Annotated in this window: 18 protein-coding genes; 9 read left to right on the forward strand and 9 right to left on the reverse strand. The window is 69.5% G+C overall.

Going from position 1 to position 19,882, the window contains the following annotated elements; genetic code table 11:
* The first annotated feature begins 105 nt into the window (after positions 1 to 105).
* From ABIE51_RS18885 to ABIE51_RS18915, 7 genes are all read left to right on the forward strand, one after another.
* Positions 106 to 1,590: an amidohydrolase gene (locus ABIE51_RS18885; protein WP_192632677.1), complete on the forward strand. Its 1,485-nt coding sequence runs from the start codon at positions 106 to 108 to the stop codon at positions 1,588 to 1,590.
* Positions 1,587 to 2,987, forward strand: coding sequence for an amidohydrolase family protein (locus ABIE51_RS18890; RefSeq protein WP_354504725.1), 1,401 nt, complete (start codon positions 1,587 to 1,589; stop codon positions 2,985 to 2,987). Before ABIE51_RS18885 ends, ABIE51_RS18890 begins: the two co-directional genes overlap by 4 nt.
* A gap of 407 nt (positions 2,988 to 3,394) precedes the next feature.
* Positions 3,395 to 3,802, forward strand: coding sequence for a DUF1761 domain-containing protein (locus ABIE51_RS18895; RefSeq protein ID WP_115841996.1), 408 nt, complete (start codon positions 3,395 to 3,397; stop codon positions 3,800 to 3,802).
* Positions 3,803 to 3,812: 10 nt separating this feature from the next.
* Positions 3,813 to 4,457 (forward strand): 2-hydroxychromene-2-carboxylate isomerase, encoded by a 645-nt coding sequence (locus tag ABIE51_RS18900; RefSeq protein WP_192632676.1) that lies wholly within the window; start codon positions 3,813 to 3,815, stop codon positions 4,455 to 4,457.
* Positions 4,458 to 4,557: 100 nt separating this feature from the next.
* Positions 4,558 to 5,505, forward strand: a complete 948-nt coding sequence (locus tag ABIE51_RS18905; RefSeq protein WP_192632675.1) for a DegV family protein — start codon at positions 4,558 to 4,560, stop codon at positions 5,503 to 5,505.
* Positions 5,506 to 5,599: 94 nt separating this feature from the next.
* Positions 5,600 to 5,944, forward strand: a complete 345-nt coding sequence (locus ABIE51_RS18910) for a hypothetical protein (RefSeq protein WP_115841999.1) — start codon at positions 5,600 to 5,602, stop codon at positions 5,942 to 5,944.
* On the forward strand, positions 5,941 to 6,609 hold the full coding sequence (locus ABIE51_RS18915; protein ID WP_192632674.1) for a Dph6-related ATP pyrophosphatase: 669 nt from the start codon (positions 5,941 to 5,943) through the stop codon (positions 6,607 to 6,609). Before ABIE51_RS18910 ends, ABIE51_RS18915 begins: the two co-directional genes overlap by 4 nt.
* Before the next feature lie 6 nt (positions 6,610 to 6,615).
* On the opposite strand, the gene fghA is transcribed toward ABIE51_RS18915, so the two are convergent.
* The 6 genes from fghA to ABIE51_RS18945 all read right to left on the reverse strand — a co-directional run bounded on the left by fghA (position 6,616) and on the right by ABIE51_RS18945 (position 12,047).
* Positions 6,616 to 7,446: an S-formylglutathione hydrolase gene (gene fghA, locus ABIE51_RS18920; RefSeq protein ID WP_192632673.1), complete on the reverse strand. Its 831-nt coding sequence runs from the start codon at positions 7,444 to 7,446 to the stop codon at positions 6,616 to 6,618.
* A gap of 170 nt (positions 7,447 to 7,616) precedes the next feature.
* Positions 7,617 to 8,726 (reverse strand): S-(hydroxymethyl)glutathione dehydrogenase/class III alcohol dehydrogenase, encoded by a 1,110-nt coding sequence (locus tag ABIE51_RS18925; RefSeq protein ID WP_192632672.1) that lies wholly within the window; start codon positions 8,724 to 8,726, stop codon positions 7,617 to 7,619.
* Between the two features lie 28 nt (positions 8,727 to 8,754).
* Entirely contained in the window at positions 8,755 to 9,030 is a 276-nt protein-coding gene (gene frmR, locus ABIE51_RS18930; RefSeq protein ID WP_115842089.1) for a formaldehyde-responsive transcriptional repressor FrmR, read from the reverse strand.
* Between the two features lie 116 nt (positions 9,031 to 9,146).
* Entirely contained in the window at positions 9,147 to 9,710 is a 564-nt protein-coding gene (locus ABIE51_RS18935) for a DUF4136 domain-containing protein (RefSeq protein WP_192632671.1), read from the reverse strand.
* A gap of 131 nt (positions 9,711 to 9,841) precedes the next feature.
* Entirely contained in the window at positions 9,842 to 11,329 is a 1,488-nt protein-coding gene (locus ABIE51_RS18940; RefSeq protein WP_192632670.1) for an ATP-binding protein, read from the reverse strand.
* A 10-nt stretch (positions 11,330 to 11,339) separates the two neighbouring features.
* Positions 11,340 to 12,047, reverse strand: a complete 708-nt coding sequence (locus ABIE51_RS18945; protein WP_115842005.1) for a response regulator — start codon at positions 12,045 to 12,047, stop codon at positions 11,340 to 11,342.
* A gap of 503 nt (positions 12,048 to 12,550) precedes the next feature.
* Here ABIE51_RS18945 and ABIE51_RS18950 point away from each other — a divergent pair.
* Positions 12,551 to 12,868, forward strand: coding sequence for a hypothetical protein (locus ABIE51_RS18950; protein WP_192632669.1), 318 nt, complete (start codon positions 12,551 to 12,553; stop codon positions 12,866 to 12,868).
* A gap of 43 nt (positions 12,869 to 12,911) precedes the next feature.
* On the opposite strand, the gene ABIE51_RS18955 is transcribed toward ABIE51_RS18950, so the two are convergent.
* Together ABIE51_RS18955 and ABIE51_RS18960 are read right to left on the reverse strand one after the other, a co-directional pair.
* Positions 12,912 to 13,649: a tetratricopeptide repeat protein gene (locus ABIE51_RS18955; protein WP_181902763.1), complete on the reverse strand. Its 738-nt coding sequence runs from the start codon at positions 13,647 to 13,649 to the stop codon at positions 12,912 to 12,914.
* An 81-nt stretch (positions 13,650 to 13,730) separates the two neighbouring features.
* Positions 13,731 to 15,386 carry a tetratricopeptide repeat protein gene (locus tag ABIE51_RS18960; protein WP_192632668.1) on the reverse strand — a complete coding sequence of 552 codons (1,656 nt, stop codon included), beginning with the start codon at positions 15,384 to 15,386 and terminating at the stop codon, positions 13,731 to 13,733.
* Positions 15,387 to 15,512: 126 nt separating this feature from the next.
* On the opposite strand from ABIE51_RS18960, the gene ppc reads away from it, so the two are divergent.
* A complete protein-coding gene (gene ppc / locus ABIE51_RS18965; protein ID WP_192632667.1) occupies positions 15,513 to 18,254 on the forward strand; it encodes a phosphoenolpyruvate carboxylase in 2,742 nt (913 codons plus the stop codon).
* A 154-nt stretch (positions 18,255 to 18,408) separates the two neighbouring features.
* Here the strand turns inward: ppc and ABIE51_RS18970 are convergent, their stop codons facing one another.
* On the reverse strand, positions 18,409 to 19,773 hold the full coding sequence (locus ABIE51_RS18970; protein ID WP_192632666.1) for a glutamate--cysteine ligase: 1,365 nt from the start codon (positions 19,771 to 19,773) through the stop codon (positions 18,409 to 18,411).
* Positions 19,774 to 19,882 lie beyond the last annotated feature (109 nt).

Here is a 19,882-nt window from a genome sequence, read left to right on the forward strand (position 1 = left end):
ATCGGGCATTGTGTCACGCCGTCCATGACCATCGTCAGGGTTGGCATCGCCGCGCCGGCGCGGCTACGGTGGGACGTTGTGAGCCGTACTCACCCGGGGACCTCCATGCATCGACCTCTCGCCGCCGCGTTGATCGCGGCGCTGGCGATCGGCGCCGCGCACGCCGCGCCGCCGGATTCGCCAGGCAACCCGCAGGCCGGCTCGTCGGCCAAATCCCGCTCCCGCTTCACCGAAGACCCCTATCCCAGCACCTACCAGCGCATCGCCGCCGCGCCGGTGCTGATCTCCGGCGCGACCGTGCTCACCGGCACAGGCCAGCGGCTGGAGGGCGCCGACGTCCTGCTGCAGGACGGCAAGGTCGTCGCGGTCGGCACCGGACTGCAGGCGCCGGCCGGCGCAACCCGCGTGGACGGCACCGGCAAGTGGGTGACGCCGGGCCTGATCGACGTGCACTCGCACCTGGGCGTCTACCCGAGCCCCGGCGTCAGCGCGCACAGCGATGGCAACGAGATGACCGCGCCGGTGACCCCGAACGTGTGGGCCGAGCATTCGGTGTGGCCGCAGGATCCGGGCTTCGCCACCGCGCTGGCCGGCGGCATCACGTCGCTGCAGGTACTGCCCGGCAGCGCGAACCTGATCGGCGGCCGCGGCGTGACGCTCAAGAACGTCGCGGCCACGACCTACCAGGGCATGAAATTCCCGGGCGCGCCGTGGGGCCTGAAGATGGCCTGCGGCGAGAACCCCAAGCGCGTCTACGGCGGCAAGAGCGGCCCGGCCACGCGCATGGGCAACGTCGCCGGCTATCGCGCCGCATTCATCGACGCCAGCGAATACCTCACCAAGAACGGCGGCAAGAAGAAGGACGAGCCGGAGAAGAAGCGCCGCTGGTGGCAGTCGGCCAACGACGCCGGCGAGAGCGACAAGGACACCGGCGGCAAGCGCGACCTGAAGCTCGACACGCTGGCCGGCGCGATCAACGGCGACATCCGCGTGCACATCCACTGCTACCGCGCCGACGAGATGGCGGTGATGCTCGACCTGGCGAAGGAATTCGGCTTCAAGGTCGCCGCGTTCCACCACGGCGTGGAGGCCTACAAGCTGGCCGACCGCCTCGCCGCCGAGAACGTCTGCGGCGCGCTGTGGGCCGACTGGTGGGGCTTCAAGATGGAAGCCTTCGACGGCATCCAGGAAAACATCGCGCTGGTCGATCGCCCGCCCAACAGCTGCGCGATCGTGCATTCGGATTCGGAGGAAGGCATCCAGCGCCTCAACCAGGAAGCGGCCAAGGTGATGGCGCACGCGAAGCTCGCCGGCATGGACATCCCGCCCGAGCGCGCGATCCGCTGGATGACGCAGAACGCCGCCAAGGCGCTGGGCATCGACGCGGAAACCGGCACGCTGGAGCCCGGCAAGATGGCCGACGTCGTGGTGTGGAACGGCAGTCCCTTCAGCGTCTACGCGCACGCCGAGCAGGTGTACATCGACGGTGCGCGCGTGTTCGATCGCAACGACCGCTCGCGCCAGCCGGTCTCGGATTTCATGCTCGGACAGGGCGCGGCCGCCGGCACGAGCGCAGGAGGTGTGGAATGAGGCGCTTCATCGAGTTCCGTCGGTCGCGGCACAACCGCCCGGTCGACACCTTCGAACTGGCGTGCTGCGAACGCGACGCGGGCTGGTCGCGGTGGTATTCGCCCACGCGCAGCTTCCTCTTCATCGGCCTGCTGCTGGCGTCGATGGGCGCCGGCGCGCAGGAACTGCTGATCCGCAACGCCACCGTGCACACGGCCGGTGCGCAGGGCACGCTGAAGAACGCCGACGTGCTCGTCTCCGGCGGCACGGTCCGCGCCGTCGGCACCGGGCTGTCCGCACCGGCGGGCGCGCAGGTGGTCGACGCGCAGGGCCGCTCGGTGACGCCGACGCTGTTCGGCGGCATCACCGAGATCGGCCTGGAGGAAGTCTCCGGCGAGAAGGACACCGTCGACAACACGCTCGCGCTGGGCGCCGACACCAAGCAGATGACGGTGCGGCCGGAGTTCGACGTGACGCTGGCCTACAACCCGGATTCGATCCTGGTGCCGGTGACGCGCATCGAGGGCATCGGCTGGACGCTGCTCGGCGCCGGCACCGCGACGGGTGGTTCGATCGTCGCCGGCCAGGGCGGCATCGTGCGCCTGGACGGCAGCGCCGATCCGATCGGCCCGCGCGAGCTGTTCCTGCGCATCGGCGGCGACGCGGCCGGGCTGTCGGGCAACTCGCGCGCGGCGCAGTGGATGATCCTGGACCAGCTGATCGACGAAGTGCGCGGGCGCATTTCGCCCGACGCGAACGCCGCGCTGCTGACGCCCGCCGGTCGCGCCGCGCTGGCGAAGTACATCGGCGGCGGCGGTCGCGTGGTGGTCGAGGTCGATCGCGCCGCCGACATCCGCCAGCTGCTGCGCTGGTCGCAGCGCCACAACGTGCGCGTGGCCATCGCCGGCGGCGCCGAAGCGTGGCGCGTGGCGCCGATGCTCGCGTCGGCGAAGGTGCCGGTGTTCGTCAATCCGCTGGGCAACCTGCCGTCGGATTTCGACAAGCTCGGCTCGACGATGGAGAACGCGGCCCGGCTGCGCGCGGCGGGCGTGCAGGTCGGCTTCACGCAGGCCGGCGATGCGTCGCACAACGCGCGCAAGATCCGCCAGCTCGCCGGCAATGCGGTGGCCAATGGCCTGGCGTGGGAGGACGGCCTTGCCGGCCTGACGCGCGTGCCCGCCGAAGCCTTCGGCGTCGCCGACCGGCTCGGCACCATCGCGCCGGGCAAGCGCGCCGACCTGGTGCTGTGGAGCGGCGATCCGCTGGAAGTGAACGCCGTCGCCCTGCAGGTATGGATGGACGGCCGCGCGATCCCGATGCGCAGCCGCCAGACCGAACTGCGCGACCGCTACCTCAAGACCGCCGCCCCGGCCGCCGACGGCGGACTGCCGCGGGCGTATCCGGCGTCGGGGCGGTGAGGTAGCGGCGAGATAGCAGCCCCTTACGCGCGGCGTCGGCGACGTCTCTAACCCATCTCCCCACAGGAGAGGGGTTCGGGTGAGGGCGACCCACGCGATATATCCGGCGTCAGCCATCTGCTGTCATTCCCGCGAAGGCGGGAATCCATCTTTCCGTACATCACACGTGACGGAAGAGGTGACATAGCCGGACTTGGATCCCCGCCTTCGCGGGGATGACGGTGACGTGGGTGCGCACTACGGGAGTGCCCCCACGCACTCGGCCTGGATCCCGGCCTCCGCCGGGATGACGGAAATTCGAGGCTTCCGACTTCTCGGAAAGCGGCGGCCTTCGCCGCCATACCGACGCCGGCTTATCCTGACCGCCTCGCGCCACACACCCGCGCGCCACGCACAGGACGCCCGCCATGCCTCCGCTTCCGCACGTCGACTTCAACTGGGTCGCGGCGATCGCCGCCGCCGTGTCTTCCTTCGTCCTGGGCGGCCTCTGGTATGGGCCGCTGTTCAAGCGCGCCTGGTGCCGCGAGGCGGGCATCGATCCGGACACCGCGCCGCGTCATCCCGCGCGCATCTTCGCCACCGCGTTCGTGTGCAGCCTGCTGGCGGCGGTGATGTTCGCCAACTTCCTGCCGCCCACCGCGACGGCCGCCGACGGCTTCGGCGCGGGCTTCGTGGTCGGCCTGTTCTTCGTGGCGATGAGCTTCGGCATCAACTACGCCTTCGCCCAGCGCAGCCTGAAGCTGTGGATGATCGACGCCGGCTACCACATCGCCCAGTTCTGCCTGTACGGATTGATCCTCGGCGCGTGGCATTGAGGACGCCTGCATGGACGCCTCGCTGACCTGGTACTTCGACTTCATCTCGCCGTTCTCGTACCTGCAGTGGCAGCGGCTGAAACCGCTGCTGCGCGAGCGCGAGGCGGCCGGCACGCCGGTGCGGCTGGTGCCGATCGTGTTCGCCGCGGTGCTCGACGCCCGCGGGCAGAAGGGTCCGGCGGAAATCCCCGGCAAGCGCGAATTCACCTACCGCCACGTCCTGTGGCTGGCGCGGCAGGCGGGCGTGACGCTGCGCTTCCCGCCGGCGCATCCGTTCAATCCGCTGGCGTCGCTGCGGCTGAGCATCGCCGCCGGCGACACGCCCGAGGCGGTGGACTCGATCTTCGACTGGATATGGACCCACGGCCGCCCCGGCGACAGCGTCGAGGCACTGGTGCCGCTGATGGCCGCGCTGGACGTCCCAGCCGACGCGCTCGACGCCGACCAGACCAAGGCCGCCCTGCGCGCGAACACCGATGCGGCCATCGCCGCCGGCGTCTACGGCGTGCCGACGCTGTCGGTCGGCGACGAGCTGTTCTGGGGGTACGACGCCACCGACTTCGCCCTCGCCGCGATGCACGATGCCTCGCTGCTGCAGGACGAGGAAATGCGCCGCGTGAGCGGGCTACCGGTGGGTCTGCAGCGCCGACGCTGACGCGCAGCGTCATGCGGCGGCGCCGCACGGACATCCGTCTCGGACAAGGTATGCTGGCCGTCACACTTCGAAAGCCAGCGCTCTTTCCGGGAGGGGAACCATGCGCATCGGTCTCGTCGTCGATTCCGCCTGCGACCTGCCTTTGCAATACCTCGAGCAGCACGAGGTCTCCGTGCTGCCCATCACCGTCCGCATCGGCGAGGCGGTGCTCGCCGATCATCGCGACGAGCAAGCCACGCTCGAGTTCCTGCACGCCCACGTCGCCGAACGCGGCCACGAGGCGCAGACCATGCCGTACACGGTCCAGCAGATCCAGGACCTGTTCCTGCAGCGGCTGGTGATCGATTACGACTACGTCTTCTGCATGACGATCACGAAGACGCGCAGTCCGATCTTCGACAACGCGCAGCAGGCGAGTTTCGCGATCCTCAACGACTACAAGCCCGTGCGCGCTGCCGCCGGCAACACGACGCCGTTCGCGCTGCGCGTGGTGGATACGCAGAACCTGTTCGCCGCGCAGGGCGTGACGGCGGTGGAGGCCATCCGCCTGCGCGCTGCGGGCGAAGGCGCGCCGAAGATCCGCGCACGGCTGGAGCACCTCGCGCTGCATACGCAGGGCTACATGGTGCCGCCGGATCTCTATTACCTGCGCAACCGTGCGCGCGCCAAGGGCGATCGCAGCGTCGGTTTCCTGAGCGCGGCGCTCGGCAGCGCGCTGGACATCAAGCCGATCCTGCACGCCAACCGCGGCGAAACCGGCCCGGTGGCGAAGATCAAGGGCTTCGAGCCGGCGGTGCAGAAGCTGTTCGAGCATGTCTCCCAGCGCGTGGAACGCGGCGAACTGCTGACGCCGACGATGTGCCTGAGCTACGGCGGCGAACTCGAAGGCCTGCGCGCGCTGCCCGGCTACGAACGCCTGCGCGATGCCTGCGCGTCGAACAACGTCGAGCTGTTCGAAAGCGTCATGAGCCTGACCGGCATGGTCAACGTCGGCAAGGGCGCGGTGGTGGTGGGCTTCGCGGCGGAAGGGCAGAAGTTCACTGCGTGACGTACGCGGCGGGCGGCTTCGGCGTCCGCCGCATCCATCACGGCGCGGGGATATTCACGTCCATAAACTGGACGCTCCTATCAGGAGACCCACGATGGCCACGCGTTATTACATCCGCCTTCCCGACGCGCAGCGTGCGCGCGGCGGCGACTCGTCGCTGTCTTTCACCGCGGTCAGCCCCGACGGTTTCGCCGAGCAGCTGCAGGCCGCGCTGCGCGAGCCGTCGCTCTTCGAACGCTGGAAGATGAAGCAGGACGATCCGGACGCGGTCGACCCCGCGCTGGGCGAAACCGATCCGGATGCCGTCGTGCAGGGTGCGCAGCACGACCTGCACATCGACCTGGTCGCGACCACGCGCATCGGCGGCGAGATCCTCCGCCAGCGCCTGCGCTGGCTGGCCGGCAGCGCATGGGAACTGAGGGACGTCACCGCGGCATGAGCCCGCGGTTGCTGTCGTGGAGCGGCGGCAAGGATGCCGCATGGACGCTCCACGCCATGCGCCATCGCGGCGATGAGGTCGTCGCGCTGCTCACCACGATCACCGACGAATACGACCGCGTGTCGATGCAGGGCATCCGCCGCGACATCCTGCACGCGCAGGCCGACGCCGCCGGGCTTGCGCTGATCGAAGCGCGAATTCCGGCGCAATGCGACAACGCGACGTACGAAGCCTCGTTCGCCGAGGCACTTTCGCGCGCACGCGAGCGCTGGCCCGAGATGGACACCATCGCGTTCGGCGACCTGTTCCTCGCCGATGTACGCGCGTGGCGCGAATCGCTGTGCGCGCGCCTCGGCTGGAAGATCGACACGCCGCTCTTCGGATGCGACACCGCGCGCCTCGCGCGCGAGATGCGCGACGGCGGCCTGCGCGCACGCCTGTGCTGCGTCGATACGGAGCAACTGGACGTGCGCTTCGCCGGCCTCGAGTTCGACGCGGCGCTCATCGCGCAATTGCCCGATGGTTGCGATCCGTGCGGCGAGAACGGCGAGTTCCACACGCTCGTGCACGACGGCCCGATGTTCCGCGCACCGTTGCAGGTGCGCGAAGGCGAAACGGTGCTGCGCGACGGACGCTTCGCCTATACCGACTTCACGCTGGCCTGAGCGCCGCTACGCCTCCAGCGCAGCGGCGTGGTGCGCGATGTGGTCGCCGATGAAGCTGGCGATGAAGTAGTAGCTGTGGTCGTAGCCCGGCTGCATGCGCAGTTCGAGCGGATGCCCCACCGCTTCGCAGGCTTCGCGCAAGCGCTGCGGCTGCAGCTGCGTCGCGAGGAATTCATCGGCCTCGCCCTGGTCGACCAGCAGCGGAAGGCGCTCGGGCGCCGATGCGATCAGCGCCGTCGCGTCCCATGCCTTCCATGCCTCGCGATGCTCGCCCAGGTACGCCGCGAACGCCTTCTGTCCCCACGGCACCTGCGTCGGCGCCACGATCGGGGAGAACGCCGAGACGCTGCGATACCGCCCCGGGTTCTTCAGCGCGACGACAAGCGCGCCGTGTCCGCCCATCGAATGGCCGCTGATCGCACGTGCCTTCGTGGCGGGGAACTGCGCTTCGATCAGGTCGGGCAACTCGCGCGAGACGTAGTCGAACATGCGGTAGTGCTTCGACCACGGGGCCTGCGTCGCATCGACGTAGAAACCCGCGCCGATGCCGAGGTCGTAGCCTTCGGCATCCGCGACACCCGGGCCGCGCGGGCTCGTATCCGGCGCAACCAGGATCACGCCGTGCTCGGCCGCATAGCGCTGCGCGCCGGCCTTGGTGATGAAGTTCTGCTCGGTGCAGGTCAGCCCGCTCAGCCAGTACAGCACGGGGCAGGAACGCTGCTCCGCCTGCGGCGGCAGGTAGACGCCGAACGTCGTCTCGCAGTCGAGCGACTTCGCGTGATGCCGGTAAACGTGCTGCCAGCCGCCGAAGCAGGCGCGGTGTTCGATGCGTTCCATGGTCCTTCCGTGCTTACTGATGTGTGACCCCGCGCTTCGCTCCTGTTGCTGTCATTCCCGCGAAGGCGGGAATCCATGCGTGCGGACGTCACTGCTGACGAAGAGCGGAATTGCGGCGGAGAAATGGATTCCCGCCTTCGCGGGAATGACAGCTTCCAGCGTGACGCCTCTCAGTAATGAATCACGCTGCGGATCGACTTGCCCTCATGCATCAGGTCGAAGGCGTCGTTGATGTCGTCCAGCGGCATCGTGTGCGTCACGAACGGCGCCAGCTCGATGTCGCCGCGCATGGCGTCCTCGACCATGCCCGGCAGCTGCGAGCGGCCCTTCACGCCGCCGAACGCCGTACCCATCCACTTGCGCCCGGTGACGAGCTGGAACGGACGCGTGCTGATTTCCTGGCCCGCGCCGGCGACGCCGATGATCACCGACTGGCCCCAGCCGCGATGCGCGCATTCCAGCGCCGCGCGCATCACGTTGACGTTGCCGATGCATTCGAAGGAATGGTCCACGCCCCAGCCGGTCATCTCGACGATCACCTGCTGGATGGGCTTGTCGTGCTCCTTGGGATTCACGCAGTCGGTCGCGCCCATGCTGCGCGCGAGGTCGAACTTCGATGGATTGGTGTCGATGGCGATGATGCGACCGGCCTTCGCCTGGCGCGCGCCCTGGATCACCGCAAGGCCGATGCCGCCGAGGCCGAACACCGCGACCGAATCGCCTTCGGCCACCTTGGCCGTGTTGTGCACCGCGCCGATGCCGGTGGTCACGCCGCAGCCGAGCAGGCAGACGTGCTCGTGGTTGGCCTCGGGGTTGATCTTCGCCAGCGAGACTTCGGCCACGACCGTGTATTCGCTGAAGGTCGAGCAGCCCATGTAGTGGTACAGCGGCTGGCCGTTGTACGAAAAGCGCGTGGTGCCGTCGGGCATCACGCCCTTGCCCTGCGTCGCCCGCACGGCCACGCACAGGTTGGTCTTGCCGGACTTGCAGAACAGGCACTGCCCGCATTCGGCGGTGTACAGCGGAATCACGTGGTCGCCCGGCTTCACGCTGGTGACGCCCTCGCCCACTTCGATCACCACGCCCGCGCCCTCGTGGCCGAGCACGCACGGGAACAGCCCTTCGGGATCGTCGCCGCTGAGCGTGAACGCATCGGTGTGGCACACGCCGGTGTGGGTGATCTTCACCAGCACCTCGCCGGCCTTGGGCGGCGCGACGTCGATCTCGACGATCTGCAAGGGCTGCCCTGCGGCGAAGGCGACGGCGGCACGGGATTTCATGGCGACTCCTGGAAATGGGGAAGGACGATTACTTGAGGTACGAGCGGACGAGCCCGGCGAGTTCGGCGACGCGTTCGGCGCGCTCTTCCTGCGACGACGCGGCCTGGCCGAATTCCTCGCGGATGTGCGCTTCGAGCACTTCGGACATCAGCCCGTTCACCGCGCCGCGGATCGCCGCGATCTGCTGCAGCACGGCGCCGCATTCGGCGCCGGCGTCCAGCGCGCGCTCCAGCGCGTCGGCCTGCCCCTTGATGCGGCGGATGCGGGCCTGGACGCGCTTCTTTTCTTCGGGGGAATGGGGCACGACGGCCACCCGCTCGGGTACTGGGGTGGAGTATACGTCAGCCGACCGCCCGCGCCGCAAAAAACGAAACGGGAGCGCGAGGCTCCCGTTCGTGGATGCGAGGTTTGGGCGTTGCGTCAGGGCATCTGCGCGGCGGCCGAGGTCGGCGGGAACTGCGCGAAGATCCGGTCGACGCTGGACTGCATCGCGTTGGTCTGCGCGATCGGCGAGTCCGGGACGGTGCCCATCGCGATACCGCGCCACAGCGGACGCTGCGTCTGCGCGTCGAACATGTCGAGCACCAGCGTGCCGTAGGTGTAATCGCGCACGGTGGTGGAGGTGTTCCAGCCGCCCCACGCGCCCCAGCCCGGGCCCCAGCAGCAACCGCCCCAGCCCCAGCCGCCCCACATCGGGCCGTTGTTCCAGGTATCCACGCGTACGCGGCGTTCGGTGACGATGCTGCCGGCGAGCGTGACCTGCGCGTTGGTCGACTGCGTCCAGCCGCGTTCGCGCAGCTTGGCGTCGATCGCGGCGACCAGGCGCTGCGTCTGCAACGGAGAGAAACCTTCAGGACGCTTTTCCCAGCGATACGTCTGGTACTGGCCGAAGTTCACGCCAGGGTCGTAATCGGTGAACACGGCGGGCGTGGTGGCGCACCCGGCCAGCAGCGAGAAGGCGAGGAGGATGGCGAATCGTTTCATGGCCGGCTCCCACGGTGACGGCGTTTGCAGAATACGCCCGGCGCGGCGCGCCAGGCGTGAAGCGTTGCGGGTTTTGCTGAACCGTTCAGGAGGGCGTTCGGAACCTGATCGCGCATCGCGTCACGACCCGATCACCCGACCTCGTGCGGCAGGGTCACCGTGACGCGCAGGCCGCCCTCGTCGCGGTTGTCCAGCCGGATGTCGCCGCCGTGCGCGAGCACCACGCCGCGCGCGGTGGCGAGCCCCAGCCCGATGCCGCCGGTTTCGCGATTGCGCGAGCTTTCGCCGCGCACGAACGGCATGAACAGCTGTTCGCTGCGCGTCATGTCCACGCCCGGGCCGTCGTCGTCGATGCGCAGGCAGTAGCCGTCGGCATCGTCGTGCAGCGACACCCGCGCGCTGCGGCCGTACTTGATCGCGTTGTCGACCAGGTTGCCGACCATGCGCCGCAGCGCGAGCGGATCGCCGCGCAGCGGCGCCGGCGCGCCCGGCGCGAGCGCCACCGCGTGGCCGACGTCGGCTTCCTCGTCCACCACGCTTTCCACCAGCAGGCGCAGGTCCAGGCGCTCGCGCACGCGTTCGCGATGCTGTTCGCGGATGAATTCCAGCGCCGCCTCGATCATCTGCGACATCTCCGCGATGTCGGCCGTGGCCTTCTCGCGCGCGTCGGCGGGCAGCCCGTCCAGGCGGAACGACAATCGCGCCAGCGGCGTACGCAGGTCGTGCGCGATGGCCGCCACCATCTGCGTGCGCTCGCGCACGAGGCGGTTGATGCGTTCCTGCATCGCGTTGAACGACGCCGCCGCGCGCTGGATTTCCGCCGGCCCTTCCAGCGGCACCGCGGGCGCGTGTGCGTCCTGGCCCATGCGATCGGCCGACGCGGCGAAGCGGCGGATCGGCGTGGCCAGCGCGCTGGAGAACCACCATGCCAGCGGCAGCAGCGCGATCAGGCCCATCGCGAACATCAGCGCGAACGTGCGGCCGATGCCGACGCCGTGGTCCATGCGTTCGACGCGGCGCCAGCGGCCATCGGGCTGGCGCAGCGCGGCGACGAAGGCGAACGGAAGGTGCGAATCGGCGCGCCAGTCGCGGTCGTGCGCGAACGGCGGACCGCCCACGCGCTGCGGCTCACCCACGCGCACGGCCTGGCGCTGGCGGGCCGGTTCGGTGCGCGCCGCGTCCGGCGGCGGTGGCGGCGACAGGGGCGGCGGGACGACGTAGTCGCCCAGGCGGCCGGGATCGGCCCCGTCCATCCGCGCCATCGGCGTGCCCGGCATGACGACGATGCGCCGGAACGGCGGCAGCATGTTCGCGCCGGCCACAAAGAAGCGCACGCGGTCCTCGGGCACGTCCAGCCAGCGCGCCAGCAGCGTGCGCAGCGGCGGCGGGCTTATGAAGCCGTGCTCCGGCTGCGGCGCTTCGTCGGATTCGCTCACCGCCAGCAGCGGATTGCCGGACGGCATGCGCGTGGACAGCAGCGCGACCACTTCCGACAACCGCACCGCCGGCGGCGGCTCGCGCAGGGCGAGCAGCGCGATGCCGATGCCGTAGGCCACCGCAAGCGCCGCCAGCAGCACCAGGAAGGTGCGGGCGAAGATCGGAAGGCCGCGGGTGTTCACCGATGCGTGCTCACAGACGGGTGACGGTCGGCAACAGCATGTAGCCCTCGTTGCGGACGGTGCGGATCAGTTCGGTGTGGCCGCGCTCGTTGATCTTGCGGCGCAGGCGGCTGATCTGGCTGTCGATCGCGCGATCGAACACCTCGCTGTCGCGACCGCGCGCGCAATCGAGCAGCTGGTCGCGGCTGAGCACGCGCTGCGGATGTTCGACGAAGGTGCGCAGCAGCGAGAACTCGCCATCGGACAGGTTGATGTACGTGCCGTGCGGATCGCGCAGCGCGCGGCGGATGACGTCGAGGTGCCAGCCGGCGAATTCGTACAGGTGACCGCTCGCCGCATCGGCCGCGAGCTGCCGTCGCCGCAGCACCGCGCGAACGCGAGCGAGCAGTTCGCGCGGATTGCACGGCTTGGCGAGGTAATCGTCGGCGCCGATTTCCAGCCCGATGATGCGATCGGTGTCGGTGCCCAGCGCACTGAGCATGATCAGCGCTGGCCCGCGTTCGGAGGTCAGCCGTCGCGCGGCGCTCAGGCCGTCCTCGCCGGGCATCATCACGTCCAGGATCACCAGGTCCGGACGTTGTTCGTCGAGCACGCGCCGCATCTGCACGGCGTCTTCGGCCGTCTCCACGCGGTAGCCGTGTTCGGTCAGGAAGCCGGAGATGAGCCGGCGAAGGTCGGGGTCGTCGTCGACGACGAGCAGGAGCGACTGCAGATCCATGCCACCACGGACAGAAGGACGTAACGGAGTGTAGGCAGACCGCGAACCGGATGTCTCGGTTCTCGCCGGACCGCGAATCGGACAGAAAAATGCCGCCATCGGGGGATCTCCGATGGCGGCAACGGGACACATGGGTCCACGACTCGCCATCGATCCTGCCGACGCGATGTTGTTCGCCGATGCCGCTTTATGTCAGCGCTGACACATCGAGCCGCGCAGCGCTGGATGAATGCGGGGCGGGACGGCGGATCCGGTGACTCTTCGCATGCCGCAGCCGTGCGCTCGGCGAAACGACCGATGAACGCGCGCGCCGACATGGCGCCATCGACACGCCCCGGCAATCGCGGGCAACACCGCCATCGCACCGTGCGGCACCCGGTCGCTGGCCGTGCATGCCCTCCATGCGCAGCGCCCGGGCCGAGGGTGGCGTCCGCCGGTTTCCACTTCCCGGCCGGCGGGCGTCCTCCTCCCCTCGCCACCCCACGTTCGAAGGAGACCATCCGATGCAACAGGATTTCCCCAGCCAACTGCGCCTGCGCCAGGCGCTGGCCGTCGCCTCGCTCGGCGTGGCCGCCCTGGCGCACGCGGGCGAACGCCCGTCCGCCGACCGCGACGCCTTCCGCGAGGCGATCACCGCCTGCGCCGCGGAGCAGGGCCTGCCGCCGCCGCCGCCGGGCGAACGCCGCGAGCCGAAGGACGGCCAGCGTCCGGACCACGCGAAGCTCGACAAATGTATGAGCGCCAAGGGCTTCAAGCCGCCGGCAGGCGGCGGACGCCCGCGCCCGCACGAGGACGACATCGACGAGGAAGAGGAGTGGTGAGAACGGTCGCGCGCAGAAGTCGCGGCGCGCCGGCGCGATCGCCTCAGCGCGCGCCGATCTTCCCCAGCCGTTGCAGCCACTCGCGGTTCATGCGTCGCGCGTAGGCGGGCAGACGCCTGGCCTTGCGCAGCGCCTCGTCGCGCAGCCGGATCGCGGAGTCCATCTCGCCCCAACCGGCCAGCACCTGCGCGTAATGCGCCTGCGCTTCGAAGCCGCTGAAATAGCCGACCAGCGTGTCGAACTCCTCGCGGGCCTTCGCGCGCGAACCCTCCGCGGCAAGCGCGCGGGCGTAAAGCAGATGCCCGGCGGGCGACCGGAAATCGGGCTTGCGGCGGATCAGGTCATCAAGCCGCTGGCGCGCCGCCTGCGGTCGGCCCGCCTCCAGTTCGGCACGAGCAATGCGCACGTGCAGTTCCGGATCGTCGGCATACACGCCACGCAGCGTGGCCTCGTACTGCGTCAGGGCCTCGTCGGCGCGGCCGGCTTCGATCAGCGCGTCCGCCAGGCGCACGCGGTTGTCCACGGTGGCTGCGGTCTCGAACGCGTCCTGCGCCTGGCGCAGCTCGCGCGTGGGGTCGAGCCGGCGCTGCACGCCGCGCACGACCTGACGGCCAGCGTGGCTGTGGCGCCATTCGGGCAACCAGATCGCGACGCCGTACACGACGCTGCCCAGCAGCGGGAACGCGAACAGCACGAACAACCAGTAGCGATCCTGTCCGCTACGAACGGCGTGGACGGCGAAGCACAGTGCGATGACGACGTGCAGACCAAGTACGGGCATGTCCGTTGCTCTCCCCAGAGTGGGGAGAGTTTCCCGAATCGGCGCGCGCGACGCCAGCGGCATCCGGACGGACGTCCGCCCTCAGAACCGCGACGCCACCAGCTTCACGTCGGCCCACTGCCATGCGGCGGCCTGGCGGCGTTCGGTCTCGGCGGCGGCGTCCTTCTGCTTGAGCTTGCGCTGCGCCTGCGCCAGGCCGTACAGCGACCACCCGTTGTGCGGGAAGCGCCTGAGGTCTTCCTCGTATACCGCGACCGCTTCCTTCGCGCGGCCGGCATCGAGCAGCGCCGCGCCGAGGAACGGCCGCACCGGCAGCGGCCAGTCCGGCGGCTCGTTGTAGTTGAGCAGGTCCTCGGCCGCGACGGCCTTCTGCAGCGAGGCGATGCCCGCCTTCGTCTGCTTCGTCGCCAGCGCGATCTCGCCGGCGAGCATGTGCTGTGCGACGTCGAGCACGCGGTCGGCGCGGTTGATGTCGAACAGCACGACCTTCTCCAGCGCCGGGTCCGAAGCGATGGCCTGCAAGGCCTTCAGTTCCTTCCTGGCGTCGCTGGGTTTGTCGGTACGCACGAACGCCATGCCGCGCGCGAAATGCCAGATCGCCTTCGGGAACGGCACCTCCGACGGCGGCGCGGCATCGGCGAGGATCTGCTGCCATTCGCCGAAGCGCACGCGCGCGAACAGTGGCGCGACCAGGAACTGCTGCATGAAGGGCATCGCCTCGAGCTGCTGCGCGTCGACGCGCTGCGCGGTCTGGTCGGCGGCTTCGATCGCCAGCGTGCGCGAGCCGTGCAGCGCCGCGGTCATCGCCGCGAAGTGCCAGTTATGCGGCACGTAACCCAGCGGATACGCGCCGTTGCTGCCGCGACACACGGCCAGGAAGGCCTTGTCGGCGGTGCTCGCGGCGAGGTTGCTCAGCGTCGCGTCGTGATAACGGCCCACGCGGATGTAGACGTGCGCCGGCATGTGCACCAGATGCCCCGAGCCGGGCGCGAGCGACGCCAGGCGATCGGCGTACGGCTCGGCGCGTTCGGGCTGGTGCGAGGCTTCCACCGCGTGGATGTAGTAATGCACCGCGCCGATGTGGCGCGGGTTGCGCTTCAGCACGCCTTCCAGCGTGGCCAGCAGGGTGTCGGTGTATTCGGTCGGCTCGCCCTGCGCGTTCCAGTACGCCCACGGCGTCAGGTCCATCAGCGACTCGGCGTAGAGCGCGGCGATGTCGTCGTCCTCCGGAAACTGTTTGTGCGCCTCGCCCATCGCCTGCGCATAGGCCTTGTCGAGCGGCGCGCGATCCGCCGGTGCGGGCGTTTCGTAACGCTTGACCAGCGCGGCGATCAGCGCCTGGTCGGCGGGCGTCGCGTTCTTCGACAGCTTCTGCGCGCGCAGCGCGAGCGTGGTCGCATCGGCGGCCAGATCCGGCGACATCGGCAGGTTGATGTTCGGCCCCAGCACCAGCGCCTGTCCCCATGCGCACATCGCGCAGGTGGGATCGAGCCGTTCGGCCTCGGCGAACGCGCGACCGGCGGCCTCGTGGTTGAAGCCGTACGCCAGCCGCAGCCCTTGGTCGAAATAGCGCTGCGCCTCGGGCACCTTCGATGCGATGTCGCGATGCTGCTCGCCGAACGTGTCGAACAGCGGCGGCGCGTCCGCCTGCGCGGCGTCCTCCTTCGAGGCTTTCGGGCAGCCGGCCAGGGCCAGGCAGGCGACGGCGAGGCCGAACAGGCGGATCCGCAGCGTCATGGCGCACTCCAGCGCGAGGGTCATCAGGAAAAGACAACGCGACCGGCGCAGCCGGGCGGTCACCGCCGGACCGTTGCAGCCGCAACCGTCGCGCCGCCCCATGTTGCAGTGCGGTAGGCTCGGCGGATGACCCGACAAAACCCGCCCGCCGAGTCCGCCAACGACCCCCTCCGCGTCGTCGATTTCGCACCGCACGACGCCCTGCTGCGCGAAGACGTCAAAACCGTCGGCGCCCTCGTCGGCGACATCCTCGCCGAGCAGCGCGGGCCGCAGTTCCTGGCCGAAGTGGAGAACCTGCGCCGTGCCGCTATCCGTCGCCGCGAGTCAAACGCGCCGGTGGCCGAACTGGCCGATGCGCTCGCCGGCGTCGAACTCGAACACGCGGGCGATCTGGTGCGCGCCTTCGCCACGTATTTCCAGGCGGTGAATGTCGCCGAGCGCGTGCACCGCATCCGCCGTCGCCGCGATTACGAGCGACAGGGCGCGAGCCGGCAGCCCGGCGGATTGCGCGACGTGCTCGCGACGCTCGCCGCGCAGGGCGTGAGCCTGGAGGAAGTCGTCGCGTTGCTGCAGCGGCTGCGCATCGAGCCGGTGTTCACCGCGCATCCGACCGAAGCCGTGCGCCGCGCACTGCTGGAGAAGGAGCGCCAGATCGTCACCTGCCTGATCGACGACATCGACCGCACGCGCACGCCGTACGAACACCGCGCCGACCTCGAACGCATGCGGCTGGCGCTCACCGCGAGCTGGCAGACGGCCGAAACGCCGCCGGTGAAGCCCAGCGTCGCCGACGAGTTCGAGCACGTCGGCTTCTACCTGTCCGACGTGCTGTATCGCGTATTGCCGGTGTTCTACGAACTGTTCGAGGACGCGCTGCGCGAGACGTATGGCGAGCATGTGGCAATGCCGACCGTCATCGGCTTCGGCACGTGGGTGGGCGGCGACATGGACGGCAACCCGAACGTCGGCGCCGATACCATCGCCGCGACGCTTGCCGGGCAACGCTCGCTCGTGCTGCGCGCGTACCGGCAGGAAGTCGCCGCGCTCGGCGAAATGCTGAGCCAATCGCTGGAGCGCATCGGCGTGGCCGACGCGGTGCTCGCGCGCATCGAGGAATACCGCTACCTGCTGCCCAAGGCTGCCGCCGCGCTGAAGCCGCGCCACGCCGACATGCCGTATCGCAATCTGCTCGCGCTTATCGCCGCCCGACTGCGCGCGACGGCCGACGACCATGTGCACGGGTACCAGGATGCCGCCGCGTTCCTCGCCGACATCCGCATGATCGAGGACAGCCTGCGCGCGCATCAGGGCGAACACGCCGGCGGCCACGCGGTGCGGCGCCTGCGCCGACGCGTTCAGTGTTTCGGCTTCCATCTGGCGAGCCTGGATCTTCGCCAGGATTCGGCGACGCACGATGCGGCGCTCGCCGAAGTGCTGGGCGACGCGCAGTGGGAGTCACATTCGCGCGAGGAACGCGCCGAGCGCCTGCATCGCCTGCTCGACGGCAGCGAGCCGGTGCGCGGCGTCGGCAACGGTACCGCGCGACCGACGCTGGACGTGTTCCGCGCCGTCGCGCGACTGCGCCCGCGTTACGGCGCGCAGGCATTCGGCCCCTACATCGTCAGCATGAGCCGCAGCGCGGCCGATGCGCTGGCGGTGCTCGCACTCGCACGCGTGGCCGGCTGCGTCGATGGTGACGGCCGCGTGCCGCTCGACGTCGCGCCGCTGTTCGAAACCGTCGACGACCTCGACGCCGCGAGCGACACGCTGCGCGCGCTGTTCGCCGATCCTGTGTATCGCGCGCACCTGGCCGCGCGAGGTGATCGTCAGGTCGTGATGCTTGGCTATTCGGACAGCGCGAAGGACGGCGGCATGCTCGCCTCGCGCTGGGCGCTGCAACGCACGCAGATCGCGCTCACCGAACTCGCGCGCGACAGCGGCGTGCGCATCGCGTTCTTCCACGGCCGCGGCGGATCGATCAGCCGTGGCGGCGGCAAGACCGAGCGCGCCGTGATCGCCGCGCCTCGCGGTTCGGTCGACGGCTACCTGCGCCTGACCGAACAGGGCGAGGTGATCCACCGCAAGTACGGCATCCGCGCCATCGCGCTGCGCAACCTCGAACAGGCGACCGGCGCCGTGCTGCGCGCGACGTTGCGCCCGCGCGCGCCGGAACCGCGCGAGGAGCAATGGCGCGCGATCGCGAGCGAACTCGCCCGCGACGCACGCGCGCATTACCGCGCGCTGGTGCACGAGAACCCGGACTTCCCCGCGTATTTCCGCGCCGCGACGCCCATCGACGTGATCGAGCGCCTGCGCATCGGTTCGCGTCCCAGCAAGCGCGCGGGCACGGGCGATGTCGGTTCGCTGCGCGCGATTCCGTGGGTATTCGCGTGGTCGCAGAATCGCGCCGGCCTCACCGCGTGGTACGGCGTCGGCGCCGCACTTCAGCGCGCGCTCGACACGCACGGCCGCGACACGCTCGCCGAAATGGCGCAGGACTGGCCGTTCTTCGGCACGCTGATAGACGACCTGGAAATGATGCTGGCCAAGTCGGAGCCGGGCATCTTCGAGCGCTACTCGCTGCTCGCGGGCGAATTGCACGAGCGCTTCCATCCCGGCATCGCGGCGGAATTCGAGCGCACGCGCGCGGCCGTGCTGGCGATCAAGGGCAGCGATGAACTGCTGGCGGGCGACTACCGCCTGCGCCAGTCGATCCGCCTGCGCAATCCCTACGTCGATCCGATCAGCCTGCTGCAGGTGGACCTGCTCGCACGCTGGCGCGCGGCGGACCGGCCGGACGATGCGCTTTATGAGGCGCTGGTCGCGACGGTGAACGGGATTTCGGCGGGGATTCAGAACACGGGGTGAGGCAGGTCGCTTACCGGCACTGCCGCGTGGCCTGCCGGGCTTCTTGCTGCCGCGTAGGCGGGAATCCATGCTTGCAAACCTCAACCGCCCCCGAAGGCCGGAATGATGGCGGCCCGATGGATTCCCGCCTTCGCGGGAATGACAGCCAAGAGCTTCAGTACGCGAACTCCCGGAACACGCGGTCGATATCGCCCTGCCACGGACCGTGGTACAGGTCGAGCTTGCGTTCGGCGGGCGTGATGCCGGCTTCGGCGAATTCCATCATCGGCTCCAGGAACACCGACTCGTCCGCACCGTTCCCGTTGCGACGCGCGCGACGACGCAGGCCTTCGGCCGAGATCTCCAGCGCACGGCGCGCCAGATCGAGCACCGTCCCGTTGCGGAACGGCAGCTTCAGCGCGTGCTTGGGCACGCCATCGCGCAATGCGTGGCGTTCTTCGATCGAGAAATCCTTGACCAGATCCCAGGCGGCATCGAGCGCGGTGTCGTCGTACAGCAGGCCGACCCAGAACGCCGGCAGCGCGCAGATGCGGTTCCACGGACCCGAATCGGCGCCGCGCATTTCCAGGTACTTCTTCAGCCGGACCTCGGGGAACGCGGTGGTGCTGTGGTCGGCCCAGTCGCGCAGCACCGGGCGGTGGCCGGGATACGCGGGCAGCTTGCCGTCGAGGTAATCGCGGAAGGACTGCCCCGACGCGTCGATGTACTTGCCGTCGCGGTAGACGAAGTACATCGGCACGTCGAGCAGGTAATCGACGTAGCGCTCGTAGCCGAAACCGTCGTCGAAGACGAAGTCCAGCAGGCCGGTGCGGCCAGCGTCGGTATCGGTCCAGATGTGCGAGCGGTAGCTGAGGTAGCCGTTCGGCTTGCCTTCCTTGAACGGCGAATCGGCGAACATCGCCGTCGCGACCGGCTGCAGCGCGAGTGACACGCGGAACTTCTTCACCATGTCGGCCTCGGAGCCGACATCCAGGTTCACCTGCACCGTGCAGGTGCGCGTCATCATGTCCAGGCCGAGCGAGCCGACCTTCGGCATGTACTCGCGCATGATCTTGTAACGGCCCTTGGGCATCCACGGCATTTCGTCGCGACGCCACTTCGGCTGGAACCCGACGCCCAGGAAGCCCAGCCCCATCGGTTCGGCGACGGTGCGCACTTCGCGCAGGTGGCTGTTGGTTTCCGAACAGGTCTGGTGCAGGTTCTCCAGCGGCGCGCCGGAGAGCTCCAGCTGCCCCGCCGGTTCCAGCGAGACCGAGGCCTGGTCGCGGGTGAGCGCGATGACGCGGTCGTGCTCGGTGACCGGCGTCCAGCCGAAGCGGGTGAGGCCCTTCAGCAGCGCCTCGATGCCACGCTCGCCGTCGAAGGTCGGCGGACGCAGGTCGTCGTTGCGGAACCCGAACTTCTCGTGCTCGGTGCCGATGCGCCAGTCCTCGCGGGCCCGGATGCCGGAGCTGAGGTATTCGACGAGCTGGGCCCGACCCTCGATTGGAACATCCTTGACCTGGCTGGGACCGGACACACACACCTCGTTTGAATGGAGACTGGCTGCAGCGGGACGACGTCCCAGACTGTGGCGGCGATCACGCCAGTGTAGCGAGGCGGCGTGAATGACCCCATCCACGGCCATG

This window comes from Lysobacter sp. OAE881 (assembly GCF_040546665.1).
GTDB lineage: Bacteria > Pseudomonadota > Gammaproteobacteria > Xanthomonadales > Xanthomonadaceae > Lysobacter_J > Lysobacter_J soli.

Coding starts and splice junctions, on each gene's coding strand:
- ABIE51_RS18885 (WP_192632677.1), top strand. CDS start 106: ATGCATCGACCTCTCGCCGCCGCGTTGATCGCGGCGCTGGCGATCGGC.
- ABIE51_RS18890 (WP_354504725.1), top strand. CDS start 1,587: ATGAGGCGCTTCATCGAGTTCCGTCGGTCGCGGCACAACCGCCCGGTC.
- ABIE51_RS18895 (WP_115841996.1), top strand. CDS start 3,395: ATGCCTCCGCTTCCGCACGTCGACTTCAACTGGGTCGCGGCGATCGCC.
- ABIE51_RS18900 (WP_192632676.1), top strand. CDS start 3,813: ATGGACGCCTCGCTGACCTGGTACTTCGACTTCATCTCGCCGTTCTCG.
- ABIE51_RS18905 (WP_192632675.1), top strand. CDS start 4,558: ATGCGCATCGGTCTCGTCGTCGATTCCGCCTGCGACCTGCCTTTGCAA.
- ABIE51_RS18910 (WP_115841999.1), top strand. CDS start 5,600: ATGGCCACGCGTTATTACATCCGCCTTCCCGACGCGCAGCGTGCGCGC.
- ABIE51_RS18915 (WP_192632674.1), top strand. CDS start 5,941: ATGAGCCCGCGGTTGCTGTCGTGGAGCGGCGGCAAGGATGCCGCATGG.
- fghA (WP_192632673.1), bottom strand. CDS start 7,446: ATGGAACGCATCGAACACCGCGCCTGCTTCGGCGGCTGGCAGCACGTT.
- ABIE51_RS18925 (WP_192632672.1), bottom strand. CDS start 8,726: ATGAAATCCCGTGCCGCCGTCGCCTTCGCCGCAGGGCAGCCCTTGCAG.
- ABIE51_RS18935 (WP_192632671.1), bottom strand. CDS start 9,710: ATGAAACGATTCGCCATCCTCCTCGCCTTCTCGCTGCTGGCCGGGTGC.
- ABIE51_RS18945 (WP_115842005.1), bottom strand. CDS start 12,047: ATGGATCTGCAGTCGCTCCTGCTCGTCGTCGACGACGACCCCGACCTT.
- ABIE51_RS18950 (WP_192632669.1), top strand. CDS start 12,551: ATGCAACAGGATTTCCCCAGCCAACTGCGCCTGCGCCAGGCGCTGGCC.
- ABIE51_RS18955 (WP_181902763.1), bottom strand. CDS start 13,649: ATGCCCGTACTTGGTCTGCACGTCGTCATCGCACTGTGCTTCGCCGTC.
- ABIE51_RS18960 (WP_192632668.1), bottom strand. CDS start 15,386: ATGACGCTGCGGATCCGCCTGTTCGGCCTCGCCGTCGCCTGCCTGGCC.
- ppc (WP_192632667.1), top strand. CDS start 15,513: ATGACCCGACAAAACCCGCCCGCCGAGTCCGCCAACGACCCCCTCCGC.